The organism is Butyricimonas paravirosa (genome assembly GCF_032878955.1).
Lineage (GTDB): Bacteria > Bacteroidota > Bacteroidia > Bacteroidales > Marinifilaceae > Butyricimonas > Butyricimonas paravirosa.
Genome location: NZ_CP043839.1, coordinates 1 through 12,764 on the forward strand (window position 1 = coordinate 1; position 12,764 = coordinate 12,764).

The following is a 12,764-nucleotide window of genomic DNA, read 5'->3' on the forward strand; positions in this document are numbered from 1 at the left end:
AATTGTGTATCAATGCAGTAAGCAGAAGAAAGACAGTATTCTCCGCCATGAATGACTTGGGGAGCCTGCTCCAACCGAATCCGTTGTTCATGTCGTCAAAGATACGTTCCTTGCCGCCACGCAGATTGTAGAATTCAACAATGTCCCTTGTCGATGACTTGTAATCGTTGGTCAGAATACAACGGTAAGTGTATTCGCCTTCCCACAGGTCAAGGTCGCCACTGTTGCGTCTTTGTCTCTGGATGACAAGACGATAGCACTTGCCTTCCCATTTCTCAACGAGAATGGAATTGAGTTCGAACTGGATGCCGTTAATCTCCTCCGTCTTCCATCCTCTCAGAGCAAAGATGTCATTGTAGAGCGAACTGCATCGGTTGGCACGGATGTAGAAATGTTTGCAATGCTTCTCTATCTCACTGACGATTTCCTTCGAGCAGGAACCGCAGTCTGCCCTGAAGCGATTTACACGGATGTTCTGGGATTCCAGAAGAGCGAAGAATCTCTTATGGGTGTCTGCCTGATGAAAACGCACATTCGTGTTGCCATCGCTGTTCTCGATATAGACTATCTTGTCACCGATAACATATACGCCAGGCCTGTAGCCGAGGAACTTTTTGTAGGTCGGTTTTGCATCATACTTCTCCGTTTCAAGAAACTGATGGTCAAAGTCAACATCGTATTCCTCAATTTCCTTCAACTCGCCTGTAGAAACCAAAGCGTTTATAAGCAATGTGTTGAGTTTGTCTGCAGTATTGAAATCATAGGTCTTGCCTTGGTCGGAAGTATAGGAGATGTTTTCCTTTGTCAGTTCCTTGATGGCTCTGAGGATGGTATCAGAGCTGCATGTACGAAGGGTAGGATGATACGAGAGATGGCGCATCAGTTGTGACGTTACGTCTTCCACGCATGAGCCGCCACAGAAATAAACGCTCATCAGCGAACGGACTATCTCGCTGAACTGATATCCGATGATACTGCGGCATCTCTGACCCAGTGTTGAGTCGATAACGGGTGAAAGCATGGAGTCAAATTTCTCCATGATTGAAAAAATTCCTCCAAAAGGTGTGAGTTTCTCAGATTTTATTTGTACCTTTGCCATGCCTTGTTACGATTTTCGCTTGTTTTCTAATTGCAACATACTACTGGTGCGATAAAATCGCATTAGTTTTAAATATCATCAAATAACGAGAGTTCTTTGACATTTTGGTTTGAAATGATTGATGAGTCTAGCTTGGTTATCAACGACCGCAGGTCAGTCCTTTCCAACGCGGATATTCTAATCAGGGTAGCCACCTCGGTGATTGAATAAGGGCTGTTGCTGGCAACCTTTATTCTTACTACTGTCAGATACGATATGATGGCAGCCCAAAGATGGATTTTGACAGCATTTTCCGAATATCCCCACAGAGTTTTTACGGTAATGTTCTGTTTAATCCACTTGAAGAATACCTCTATATCCCATCGATGGCGGTACAAGTTGGATATTTCCAAGGCACTGACTTCAAAGTTATTGGATATAAAGTCCACAATAGTATCATTATCAGGGTCATAAACGCGGACAAATCTCATGGCTTCGGGATACAGCTTGCTTGAGTTATACCCCGTTACCCTTATACGGGAGTCTTCCAGTACGCCAGACTTGACATCGGAAATATCCATCTGCTCGACAGTCTCGAATTTCATGTTCTCTTTTGGACGTGATACCCAAAATGCCTGAGCCTGATGAAATCTGAAAAGTGCTTTAAAGTCAACATAGGCCTTATCCATCACGTAGAAAGCATAAGGCTCCGGTGCCAGTGCATCAAGCTCGTTGCTGTCATGCCACTTGCCGTCCGTGATATGGATATTGGCAGGTATGCTGCCTCTCAAATCCAACAGGGCGTGCATCTTGACAGCTCCTTTGCTGTATTTCCCCAAAGCCCACGTTGCAAGCCTTATACTGGTTGATATGGTCGTGGAATCAAGCGCATATATCACGTTATCAATGGTAATTTGAGACAGTTGGATATTTGAGAACATCGGTCTGACCGTGGCAATCAAATAAAGGCCCAGCCCTCAAAAATGCGATAATCCCTGCTTTCGTTTGCACGAGACAATGAGGTATGGTTCACGGCCTTACGAAAACCGAGATGATAAAGCATCTTGTTATGGGCTTCGAGGCATAGACAAATATCCCTCAGAGAATCACATCCTGTCAACTGTCCGAAAAGCAGATGAAGGAGGTGATTGTAACTGCTGAGATTTTTGGTATGCCAATCTCCTTTATATTGCTTTACGAGTTTATCAAACTGATAACGCGGTATATACTCGACAACTTGGGAAAATACAAACTTGCCTTGATTCATAATCCTGATGTGTTGAAACTACAGGACTAATAAATCATTTTCAAATCAAAAAATCAATGAACGCTTATATTTGACTAAAAATTAATCGTTTAACTACAGTGGTGTGGTTTTTATCGCACCACTAATAATTGCAACACTAAGATAAGTGAAAAATCTGACACAGCAAAATCCTGGGCAACTTTTTGTTGCTCAGGAACTTATAAATTAATTTAAATCAAAGTGTTGCGGAATTAAGGTTTATTTGAAGTTTCGGGAGAACGACTATTTTAGACCGATGGAAGGGGATCATTATTGCCTTTCCATTATGGATGGGAAACTAGCGCAGCCAACTTGGTGGGCCAGTTATTACCTAGGAGAATATAACAATAATAATGATAGATTATATTTGAAGATACTGGAAAATTTTTGGGCCTTAGAAGAGTTAAAACCCGTGTTTTATGCCGAAAAAGAGAAGGAGTACGGGAAGTTTCTGGAAAATGCCCCGACAGCTTTTTTTCAGATGCCGGGAAATATGATTTGGATAAAATACGTGTTGAAACCTGCTTACGAGTATTATAGTGATCCGGAAAACACGTACGAAGGGTTTGCTATGGTTGATCCGGATCGGTTTATTCGTTAAGCAAATAAAAGTTATTGGAGATGAAAACGAAATACAGTATCGGGATCTTGTGTTTTACCTTATTCGGGTTGGGATCTTGTCTGGATGATCAGTCTTCGTTGGGAGATCGGGAGTTATCGGAAATCACGATTTCCACACCTCATGACACGCTGACGGCTTATTTCGGTGAGGAATTTGTGGTAAGTGATTTGAGCGTGGAACAATCCGGGGAAGAGTTACCTCTCGCTTATGAATGGAGTTACGGAACGTTGAATACGGATGAAAATGGAATGGCCTCCTATCCGATTAAAGATTCGTTACATATCGTGTCGCACGATCCGGAATTGAGATATGCTTTTCGGGAATTGGGAACTTTCGGGTTACGATTGAGGGTTGATAACGGGGAAACGATCCGGTATAAATATTTTGTTTTACAGATAGATACCGAGTTTTCGGAGGGGATCACGGTGTTAAGTCGGGATGGGGATGGAAAAGGACGAATTTCTTTTATGAGAACACTAACAAAGGAGGAAATTAATACCGGGAAAGTGCCTATGTTCCGGACGGATATAATGGAGCTGATAAACCCGCAAACGAAAATGGAGGATGTGACCGACATGGTGCAGGTAAATAATCGTTTATTGGTTTGTTCCGGTGAGGAGGGAAGGATTTATAATATGGATTCCCGAACTTTCGATGTTGAAGGAATAACTTCGTTTAAGGAATTATATCCGGGATGTGCTTTCGTGAAGTTTGCCGGGGTTTCTGCTAATAATAACATATATCTCATCTCTCGTGACAGACGGGGATACGTGTATGATTACGTTTTAGATGAATTAGTGCTGACAGAATATTTTAAAGATCTGGATGTTGATGCGGCTGTTTCGGTGGATAGACCCGTGTTTGTTAATTATGAAACGTCCGTGTTCTATTCTCTTTCGCTCGGAGGGGTAAATAGCTCTTTAAACAAGTATGTCGATTTTAATATTTGGGGTATTTGTCCTGTTGGGAGTAGCGTGTATGTCATAGCTACCTATAAAGTGATGCCTTCCTATATCTATTTGTCCCAAACAACTTTCAGCTTGGGTAACCCGACCATTCTTCAATTCTATGATAGTCCGGTTTCACTGAAAGTTAACCGGAATTCGTTGCTTACCGGGAGTAAATCATGTAGTTGTCTGTATTACACGTGCGAGGATGGTATATATTATTGGGATTTGAAGAATCGGTTGTTGACGACACCTGTTATTTCGATACCTGAGGGAATGGAGATCACCAGTTTGTCGATGAACACGGATGGAACCTTGCTATATGTTGGTTTGTATGAAAAAGATGAAACAGAAGCTCTGAAAGGGCATTTGTATATCTATGATGTAAAGACTTCTGTCTTGGTAAATCAATACCACAATATTGCAGATAAACCTATTGCGATTGTTTATAAAGAACGGGGGTAGTAGAATAGGCAACATTAAAACTTGAAGAATAATTTGTAAGAATCTGATATGATGTTGAATACAATTATTAACTTTGCTGACAGCGTGTAAACGTGTTTTATTTAATAATCAAAAAAATAAAGGGGCATGAAAAGAGTTTTTTTCTTTATTCAAATTTTATTTTTAATAGCTTTATTTTCCGGGGGTAACCGGAATATAGAGGCTGGTAACGTGAATATGCCTTCGTTGCCTTCACAGGCTCGGGATCAAGCGTATTATTCGCAGTTGGAACAGAATGGCAATCGTTATACGAAAGATCATAGCTGGTTGAAAAATGGTGATGATTTTATACAGGTGGGTATTTCTTATGATCATGTGAGAGTTATTGGTGGAGCTGTAGGTTTAATCGTTCCGGCCAAGGCGGTGGATGAAACTTTCGTAAAAGGTGAATTGCTGGCAGAAATAGAAGGTTCCGGTGGTTTTACAAAGTTGTATGCACCATGTGCCGGAGTGGTGAAGGGTATCAATCCTCTGATAGAAAATCCTTCTCAAATGCAAGCTAATCAAGTTTGGGTATACAAATGTCATTTGAAAAGAGATCAATTGGAGAATTTGATGGGTGATCAGGAGTATGCTGATTACATCAAATAGGATTTTCCTTCTTTTGTGTTAAAATTTGTCTATCTCCACTCTTCAGCTTGCATCCTTTTCATATTTTGTCGTTATCCTTTTGTTATCTCTCCGTTCCTAGGGGCGAGTGGATAATGACGAATAACGAAGAGATAATGACACGTATGTAAGAGGAAGAGTGGAGATGGACAATTGTAAGTAGTCAGAAAGATTTACAACCGATATTATTCCCTAAATATTGCACGCAGCTGAGATATAGCTGACTTAAAGCCGAGATAAAGTCGAGTTGAGTCGTCTTTGTTAGTCCGGGTTTTCTTAATGTGTATTTTTTGACGGATGTTCACGTGCTTAAATGGGATAGAATACCGCTTTTATATTTATACTCCTTGTTTGTTGCCAAAAAGAGATATGTGAAGCCGATCGCAGAAACGCCACCCGTTCCGGATGCAATGTTCCAGAGTTTTGGGGATCGAGAGGCTTAATTCTTCGGGAGTGGCTCCCATCGGCATCAATAGGATATCTTCTTTTGCCCATCCATCCAGTTGTTTCAAAAGTGCCTGTATTTCGATCACGTCGTTTTCCCCGGAGTAAACGAATTTTAATTGAAAGTCTTTTTTGTTTTTACGGGCGTGTGTGATAAATGATTGTATAGCCGGGATATTAATGCGGGTCTTGTTGTGGTGGTCCGCGTGAGGTGCAGGGGGAACGGAGCCGGATAATTTGGGGGAAAGACTAAAAAAGTCGATCATCTCGGCACATTCTTCTACATAAAGCGTGGCGTTGGTTTCGACGGTAATATGAAAATGGCTCTCTTTTTTTAATTGTAAGCACAATGCCCGGACTTTATCCGCTTGCAAGAACGGTTCGCCACCCGTGATTACGATATGATCTATGTTTCCTCGGTTATGACTGATAATTCGCACGATCTCTTCCACGGGCAGGGAGAACGAATTCTCTACCTTAAAGGCAGCGTATGCCGTGTCGCATTCGCAAGTATTCCCGGCAAGTGTTTTCCACGTGCAATGGAGGTTACATCCGGCTAACCGAATAAACAGAGAAGGTATACCGTTTAATTTTCCCTCGCCCTGTATCGTTCCCGCAACGTGTAATCCAGAGGCGGGCACTTCCTTTAGCAATTTACCGTCCTTGTCTTTCGTGATCGGGAAAATACCATCCTTCGCCAAATGTAACATACGTGAGCTTTTTAATTTTTATCTTTTAGTTTTTATCTTTTATCTTATTCCTTCCCACCACTGCTCATTTTTCCATTCTTCCCGGATTGCCTCGGAAAAACGGATGTCGTGAACATTGAAATTCACGAGTTTCAGGTCTTCCCGGAAAGCCTCGGCATACCCGGTTGCCGTTTCATGTACCCGAACGGAGGAGAGTTGTACGTTTCCTTCCCCGTTTTTATGCTCCATGTTTTGCAGGATTTTGTCGATCAAGTAAAGGAATAACAATGCATATCCTTCAGCAGAAGGAGAGACGGGTATTTCAGCTACCCGGCGGTTGTATTTGTATACAAAAGTCTTCAACTCGTCGGATTCTTCCTGCCACAACGAGTAGGTATGGTCGAAACTATCCACGAGTTCCTTCACCTTATCCAGCAGTACGAAGTCCATCACCATGTATCCCCGGTCCAGCTTGTCGGACGTGATGAATACTTCCACGATATACGAATGTCCATGAATGTTCTCCCGGCAACGGTGTGAAGAACAATTCCGCACGATGTGTGCCCCCTCGAATTTGAATAACTTTCTGATTACCATTTATCAATTTTAAATTTTAAATCCTACTAATTTATTGATTTTAGATTTTAGATTTCCACCCACGAAGTCCACGCTTTTTCAATCGTAAATCGTAATTCATAAATCATAAATTAAATCGGTTTTTTCATTTTCAATTCTCCATTTTTCATTTTCCATTAAACAATGGGTCTTTTATTCCCGCCTCTTCAAATGCTTTTGCCCGGAGAAGGCAACTATCGCAGGTGCCGCAGGGTTTTTCGTCGCCGCGGTAACAAGTCCAGGTGAGGCTGTAATCAACTCCTAAACGATTCCCCAAATGTACCTCGTCGGCCTTGGTCATGTGCATGAAGGGGGCGTGAAGGGTGATCTTCTGTTTTTTCTCGGCACCGAGAACGGTTCCCAAGTTTATGGTTTGTTCCATGGAACGGATGAATTCTTCCCGGCAATCCACGTATCCGGAATAGTCGACCTCGCTGACCCCAATAAAGATGTCGGTAATATCAAGAGCGTCGGCGTAGGAGGCTGCCACGGAAAGAAATACCATGTTTCGGGCGGGAACGTACGTGTCCGGGATGGTCGTCCGGTTTATATCCCCGTCGTGAATGTCCATCTTCTCGTCCGTGAGGGAACAGCCGTCCCATTGATTCAGCATGATTTTTACGAATTTGTGTTCTTTTACCCCGGCGGCTTTTGCCACGGCTTTTGCCGCTTTTATCTCTTTATCGTGTTTTTGCCCGTACTCGAAGGTGATAGCATATAATTCATCAAATCCTTGCTCTTGGGCAACGTATAGGGCTGTCGTTGAATCCAGTCCCCCGGATAGTAAAACAAGCGCTTTTTTCATGATCTTCCTTTCTCCTGTTATTTATAGTTGCAAAGGTAATATATTTCGGGTTACGATCAACAAGAAATGGAATGGGTAATAAATAAGACTTTTTGTCAGTTTTTTGAGCGTCGTGAATCTTGCCGTACGGTATTAATCCCGTTTGTTTTGGTCTTCCTGTCATTATTTTTACTTGTGTAAAACTTTTTTTGTTTACTATTTTTTGTTGACTAATTAGCTCTTATTTCACCTATTTATTTTATATTTGTCAGATACTAATATTTGAAAATCGAAGAGTGTTCATCTTTTTTAATGACTAATTCATATTTGATATGTTTGGAAAGAAAAAGAATGAAGATGACTCTGAAAAATTAATGAAAGTCAGTGCTGACAACCTGACAATGATTACAATAGGGACGATAGTGAAAGGGACAATCACTATTGCTGGAGGATTACATCTGGAGGGAACGTTAGAGGGAGATATTATTTGCAAAGGGAAAGTTGTGATTGGTCCACAAGGAAAAGTCAAGGGAAATGTGAACTGTGACACCGCGGTGTTGTATGGTTTGTTGCAAGGAGATGTTCGTGCGACGAATGAACTGTACATGAAATCCGGGTGCATGGTAAAAGGTGATGTTTACACGCGTAAGCTGGAAATAGAGCCGAATGCCGGATTCGATGGTGTTTGTAATACCACCGGGATGAATGTCCCCGTGAAGGAAAAGAACACCAAAGTGGAAAAGGTCATGGTGGTGGAGGAGAAGTAGCCTTAGACTGGATTCTCTTAAAAATAGACTTTTAATTTTCTCCTGGTTTGGATGTACGATTTTACGACAAGTGAATGGTCGGTTGTTGAAATGTTTGCATAAATAGCTAATTGGCATATGTTTGATTATGTGTCGGTTGGGTTAAATTATAAAACACTATAAATTGAAATCTAAACAGATAGAAGATGAAACGAGAATTTTTAACACAGTTTATGGAGCGACTTATTGTCGAGTTGGAACGAGAGCAGCGAGATGGTACTGCTCATGTTTATCAGAGTACTTTGAAACGGTTGAAGAAATTTGCGAATGGGCGCGAAGTTAGTTTTAAGCAATTGACCCCGGAATGGTTATCTCAATTCGAGCGGAAATTGTTGTCCGACCAGTTGAAATGGAATTCTATTTCAACATATATGCGGACGCTGAGATCCGTTTATAACCAAGCGGTTGAACGAGGGATTGCCTCTTATATACCCCGTCTTTTCAGCCGGGTACATACCGGGATTGATTGTCAGGTGAAAAGGGCAGTTTCCCCGGAGGTGATCTGTCGGTTGATGACAGATAAAAAGCCTTTGCCTGAACGGCTTTCTTTTACCCGGGATATGTTTGTCCTGCTGTTTTTGTTACGCGGGATGCCTTTTGTGGATCTGGCATTTTTGCGTAAATGTGATTTGCAGGGGAACGTGATTGTTTATCACCGGCACAAGACGAGACGAAAACTGACTGTCGTGGTTTGCCCCGAGGCGATGGCCATTATCGAGAAATACAGGGATATGTATCCTGATTCTCCTTATTTGCTCCCTATTATTCAGGACCCCAAGCAGGACGAGTACCGGCAGTATTCCAGGATGTTGCGTCTGCATAACTACCGTTTGCGGCAAGTCGGGTATTTCCTGAAGATTAGAGAGCAATTAAGTACTTACGTGGCGCGCCATACTTGGGCAACCACGGCGTTACGACAGAATTATAATTCCAGCCTGATTTGTGACGCGATGGGACATTCATCGGTAAAGGTGACCGAGACTTATTTCCAGCGTTACCGGGAGGATGAGGTGAATCAATTAAATAATGCACTTGTGGCTTTTGTTCTATCCAAGAAAGTGTTGTGTTGAGAATAATATAGGAATTATGTGATGTCAAGAAGGTAAATGTCTGACAATTAGTCAGAAAAAAATCCGTTACTTTGTAGATAACGGAATCTTTTAATGAGTGCAAATTTATATATATATTTTTATTATTTCAAATAATGCGACGATTATTTTTCAATAGATGATAAAATAATTCAATTTTTTTTGAGTAGTAGTTTTTTTGGAGACAAAAAAACTATTACCCACCTTGATTTTCTAAAAGATGGGCGGAGTTCAGATCGCCTTTCCCGGACTACAAAAATTCATTATATAAATAATAACCCGCCGAAAGACCCCTTTTTATTTGAAATTTTATGTTTTACCGTTACCTACAAAGTAACGGTAAATTTAAATAGTGTGTAGTAAAAATTTTTGATGACATTCTGTCAGATTTCAAATGTTAGGTAATTTTAAAGAATGGGTTATGAAAAAAAGATTTAGTTTATTATGGTCATTGCTTGCAATGGTGGTAGTGTGTGCTTGTTCAAAGAGTGGTGGTTCGGATTATCCGGATCCGGAAAAGGCCGGTTTAACGTTTCAGGTTACTTTTGACAAAACCGGTATGGAAGGAAGAGCTCCACAATCTACGGCAATTCCGGAAACTTCATGGGCAAATGTCAAACAATTACAATTCTTTTTGTACAACGCGTCCGGTCAAGTGGTTTATTCAACGATCGTGAATCCTTCAAGTGCGTTGACTACTTTCACGTACACGGACGTACCGGTAGGTACCGGTTACACGTTAGTTGCTGTTGCGAACGTGAAAAGTTCTTCGGATGCAGTCACTACTTATATTGATGGAGGTACAACTCCAACTGAATGGACGATGTGGAATGTGCGCCAGAAGACTCTCTCGAATTTGGTGATAGAGCATGCAGATGGAGCTTTCCCGACGTTCTGTTCAACTAAACTGACTACCGCTGGTAATAGTGCTTATACGGAGCCGTCGGAGATCTTTATGGGATCTGCAACGGGTATAGATGTTGCAGCCGGAACGACGACTCCCGTGTCGGCCATTGCTCTGAAACGTGAAGTAGCCATGATGCGTGTTCGTTTGAATGTAAAAGATAGCGAAACGGATAATTTGAACACGGTTAATTTCACGCAGGATGCTTCTATCATGATTTATCGTTTACCGGATAACATGAAAATTGGGGCAGCAAATGCAGGTGGAGTGAGTGCAACGTCAACCGATGCCAATATATTGGCTATAAAGGACGGAACTATTTTTAACACGGCCGATCCTGCTTCAGGATATAACCCGAAGGTTATTCTGAAGGATAATTTCACGATGTGGAGAGATGTTATCGTGTGGCCGAATAATGGAGGACGTGCTATTAATGGAGCATCAACAGCAGACGCTTCTGTCGATCGTCAGTATTTTATCGTTGTTTCCGGACGTGGAAAAGCAGGTCATATTTTGGCAAACGGGGATGAGATGTCTACTGACGGTCCTGTTTATTGGTCTGGTTTGATTAAAGAGAACTTTACACCAAACACGATTCGTGAAGTGAACTTGACTTTACGTTCAGGAGGTACTACAGACGTGCCGACAAAACCTAGAGCAGAAGGTGGTTTGACAATTGGTGTTTCAGCTCCGGAAGCTTGGAGTAGTAATATCGTAGAATCAGCACTTACACTGTAAAAGAATTCCTTTTTATACACTCAAGATGATTTGCCTGGGAGCAGGACCTCTGCTCCCGGGGAATCTGAAATAAGTGTAAAATCAACAAAAATATTAAATATGGGAAAGAACAGACTTCTCATAGCATTTACGGGTGTGATTATCCTGCTCCTGCTCGCGTCATGTACCTATGATTATTTTAAAGATGAAACCAATTACCAGGTTTACGTACCCGAAGTGGTGGATAATAAGGTTAGTGACTGTCGTGTACTGGTTTATGACGAGACAGGAACATTGGTGGGAGCGCGTTACGAGGCTGCCCCGTGGAAAGATCCCCGTATGAGAGCAGGGTTGTTTAGTTTCAGATTACCCCCTGGTGAATATAAGGTCTATTGTTATACGAATACGGATAGTCTTTCATTTGTGGATGAACAACAACTGGAAACCTCTGCTTTTATGCTGAATAATAGCAGTTCCGGGGAGAATCATTACGTGCATCCTTCGGACGTGTTATTCCAGAAGTTTGTGCCTGTAATCGATCACCCGGGAATTTTGCGTACAGACACGGTGGAGTTGGAGCATTACACAGGAAGAGTAACCGTGCGTTTTAAGAATTTTCCGGGCGACGTGTCACGCATAGTAAACGTGCAATTGTTGGCAGAAGGGGCGTCCTCCGTGCAGTATTTGAAAAATGATACAATAGCTGGTCGGCAGACCCCGGATGATCATATGTTTCATTTCGGAGAGTTACCGGAACAGACGACTGCTGATTATCTGGAAGTGGATCATCGTTATTTACCGTCTGTTGAAGGCGAATTTATGAGGCTGAATTATACATTCCTGGACCGTGACGGTGTTGCCGTCAATCATTTACCGGTGGAAGTGAAAGATAAACTGACCGGTTTGCCACTCAGGCTATTGCATGGCCAGCGTATTATTATTGAAATCGATTCTTACGTCGTGGTCAAAGTTTCGATCGTGGGATGGAATGAAGATATTGAGAGTGGAAATACGAACATGGAATGATGTGATATTCATGAATAAAGAGAATAATATGAAACCAGTTGTACGATATATTTTACTTGTTTCCGTTTTGCTTTGTTTATTTGGCGGGGTACGGGCGCAAAGTGTTAAGGTAAATGTACCTTTATGGTTGACCGGTTCACCTAATATCGGTTTTGAGTACACGTTAACGCGACAGCTCACGGTGAATGCCGAGGGGGCGTGGTTACCGTATATGTTTAAGAAGAATGAAGAAGTTTTTCGAGTGTTAATGGGGGCCGCGGAGTTACGATACTATTGGAACCCGCAAAATTTTTACACGAATGATTCATGGGATGGGTTTTATATCGGTCCTTACGCCATGTATGGCACTTTTAATATCGGGTTGTTGAAACACAATGACCCGCTCCGGAGTTATCGCCGGAAAGGATGGGGGGTATCGGGAGGTATTACTTTCGGGTACAAATATGCTTTTAACTCCCGTCTGGCGCTGGATATGAATATCGGTGTTGGATATGCTCATTTCCAGTATGATAAATATAAACTAGGAGGAGAATACGTGAATTTCCCGTTGGAACTCAAGAAGACCAAGCAATGGATTGGTCCGACGAAGTTCGGCGTGAGTCTTACATACAATATATTCCGCTAGTGTTACAGATAAAATGTTGCT

Annotated in this window: 14 protein-coding genes; 8 read left to right on the forward strand and 6 right to left on the reverse strand. The window is 41.9% G+C overall.

The features are described 5' to 3' along the window. The 3 genes from F1644_RS00005 to F1644_RS22780 form a co-directional block, all read right to left on the reverse strand. Window positions 1-1,099, reverse strand: a 1,099-nt coding sequence (locus F1644_RS00005; RefSeq protein WP_394363632.1) for an IS1380-like element IS612 family transposase, incomplete at its 3' end; no start/stop codon positions are given. Window positions 1,100-1,167: 68 nt separating this feature from the next. After that, window positions 1,168-1,977, reverse strand: a complete 810-nt coding sequence (locus F1644_RS00010) for an IS4 family transposase (RefSeq protein ID WP_317147143.1) — start codon at window positions 1,975-1,977, stop codon at window positions 1,168-1,170. A gap of 59 nt (window positions 1,978-2,036) precedes the next feature. Then, on the reverse strand, window positions 2,037-2,345 hold the full coding sequence (locus F1644_RS22780) for a DUF4372 domain-containing protein (protein ID WP_317147144.1): 309 nt from the start codon (window positions 2,343-2,345) through the stop codon (window positions 2,037-2,039). Window positions 2,346-2,649: 304 nt separating this feature from the next. On the opposite strand from F1644_RS22780, the gene F1644_RS00020 reads away from it, so the two are divergent. The 3 genes from F1644_RS00020 (at window position 2,650) to F1644_RS00030 (ending at window position 5,027) form a co-directional block, all read left to right on the forward strand. Further along, a complete protein-coding gene (locus F1644_RS00020; RefSeq protein ID WP_189021484.1) occupies window positions 2,650-2,964 on the forward strand; it encodes a hypothetical protein in 315 nt (104 codons plus the stop codon). Between the two features lie 20 nt (window positions 2,965-2,984). After that, a complete protein-coding gene (locus tag F1644_RS00025) occupies window positions 2,985-4,397 on the forward strand; it encodes a hypothetical protein (protein WP_118302604.1) in 1,413 nt (470 codons plus the stop codon). 126 nt (window positions 4,398-4,523) lie between these two features. After that, on the forward strand, window positions 4,524-5,027 hold the full coding sequence (locus F1644_RS00030; protein ID WP_118302602.1) for a glycine cleavage system protein H: 504 nt from the start codon (window positions 4,524-4,526) through the stop codon (window positions 5,025-5,027). 356 nt (window positions 5,028-5,383) lie between these two features. Here the strand turns inward: F1644_RS00030 and F1644_RS00035 are convergent, their stop codons facing one another. The 3 genes from F1644_RS00035 to queC all read right to left on the reverse strand — a co-directional run bounded on the left by F1644_RS00035 (window position 5,384) and on the right by queC (window position 7,598). Continuing rightward, window positions 5,384-6,199 carry a 7-carboxy-7-deazaguanine synthase QueE gene (locus F1644_RS00035; protein ID WP_118302600.1) on the reverse strand — a complete coding sequence of 272 codons (816 nt, stop codon included), beginning with the start codon at window positions 6,197-6,199 and terminating at the stop codon, window positions 5,384-5,386. 39 nt (window positions 6,200-6,238) lie between these two features. Further along, complete coding sequence (locus F1644_RS00040; protein ID WP_118302598.1) at window positions 6,239-6,775, reverse strand: 6-pyruvoyl trahydropterin synthase family protein; 537 nt, start codon at window positions 6,773-6,775, stop codon at window positions 6,239-6,241. Between the two features lie 145 nt (window positions 6,776-6,920). Next, window positions 6,921-7,598, reverse strand: a complete 678-nt coding sequence (gene queC / locus F1644_RS00045) for a 7-cyano-7-deazaguanine synthase QueC (RefSeq protein WP_087420086.1) — start codon at window positions 7,596-7,598, stop codon at window positions 6,921-6,923. Window positions 7,599-7,909: 311 nt separating this feature from the next. Here queC and F1644_RS00050 point away from each other — a divergent pair, with 311 nt between their 5' ends. The 5 genes from F1644_RS00050 (at window position 7,910) to F1644_RS00070 (ending at window position 12,743) form a co-directional block, all read left to right on the forward strand. Next, entirely contained in the window at window positions 7,910-8,344 is a 435-nt protein-coding gene (locus tag F1644_RS00050) for a bactofilin family protein (protein WP_087420087.1), read from the forward strand. Between the two features lie 185 nt (window positions 8,345-8,529). Continuing rightward, on the forward strand, window positions 8,530-9,453 hold the full coding sequence (locus F1644_RS00055) for a tyrosine-type recombinase/integrase (RefSeq protein WP_087420088.1): 924 nt from the start codon (window positions 8,530-8,532) through the stop codon (window positions 9,451-9,453). Window positions 9,454-9,892: 439 nt separating this feature from the next. Next, the gene (locus F1644_RS00060) at window positions 9,893-11,113 is read left to right on the forward strand and encodes a FimB/Mfa2 family fimbrial subunit (protein WP_118302872.1); all 1,221 of its coding nucleotides are present in this window, start codon (window positions 9,893-9,895) and stop codon (window positions 11,111-11,113) included. Window positions 11,114-11,212: 99 nt separating this feature from the next. Further along, window positions 11,213-12,118: a FimB/Mfa2 family fimbrial subunit gene (locus tag F1644_RS00065; RefSeq protein ID WP_118302596.1), complete on the forward strand. Its 906-nt coding sequence runs from the start codon at window positions 11,213-11,215 to the stop codon at window positions 12,116-12,118. 28 nt (window positions 12,119-12,146) lie between these two features. Then, entirely contained in the window at window positions 12,147-12,743 is a 597-nt protein-coding gene (locus F1644_RS00070) for a DUF3575 domain-containing protein (RefSeq protein WP_087420626.1), read from the forward strand. Window positions 12,744-12,764 lie beyond the last annotated feature (21 nt).

Bases quoted from the DNA above. Each gene is read 5' to 3' on its own strand.
- F1644_RS00020 (WP_189021484.1), top strand. From the start codon at position 2,650: ATGGATGGGAAACTAGCGCAGCCAACTTGGTGGGCCAGTTATTACCTA.
- F1644_RS22780 (WP_317147144.1), bottom strand. From the start codon at position 2,345: ATGAATCAAGGCAAGTTTGTATTTTCCCAAGTTGTCGAGTATATACCG.
- F1644_RS00050 (WP_087420087.1), top strand. From the start codon at position 7,910: ATGTTTGGAAAGAAAAAGAATGAAGATGACTCTGAAAAATTAATGAAA.
- F1644_RS00055 (WP_087420088.1), top strand. From the start codon at position 8,530: ATGAAACGAGAATTTTTAACACAGTTTATGGAGCGACTTATTGTCGAG.
- F1644_RS00035 (WP_118302600.1), bottom strand. From the start codon at position 6,199: ATGTTACATTTGGCGAAGGATGGTATTTTCCCGATCACGAAAGACAAG.
- queC (WP_087420086.1), bottom strand. From the start codon at position 7,598: ATGAAAAAAGCGCTTGTTTTACTATCCGGGGGACTGGATTCAACGACA.
- F1644_RS00030 (WP_118302602.1), top strand. From the start codon at position 4,524: ATGAAAAGAGTTTTTTTCTTTATTCAAATTTTATTTTTAATAGCTTTA.
- F1644_RS00025 (WP_118302604.1), top strand. From the start codon at position 2,985: ATGAAAACGAAATACAGTATCGGGATCTTGTGTTTTACCTTATTCGGG.
- F1644_RS00070 (WP_087420626.1), top strand. From the start codon at position 12,147: ATGAAACCAGTTGTACGATATATTTTACTTGTTTCCGTTTTGCTTTGT.
- F1644_RS00060 (WP_118302872.1), top strand. From the start codon at position 9,893: ATGAAAAAAAGATTTAGTTTATTATGGTCATTGCTTGCAATGGTGGTA.
- F1644_RS00065 (WP_118302596.1), top strand. From the start codon at position 11,213: ATGGGAAAGAACAGACTTCTCATAGCATTTACGGGTGTGATTATCCTG.
- F1644_RS00040 (WP_118302598.1), bottom strand. From the start codon at position 6,775: ATGGTAATCAGAAAGTTATTCAAATTCGAGGGGGCACACATCGTGCGG.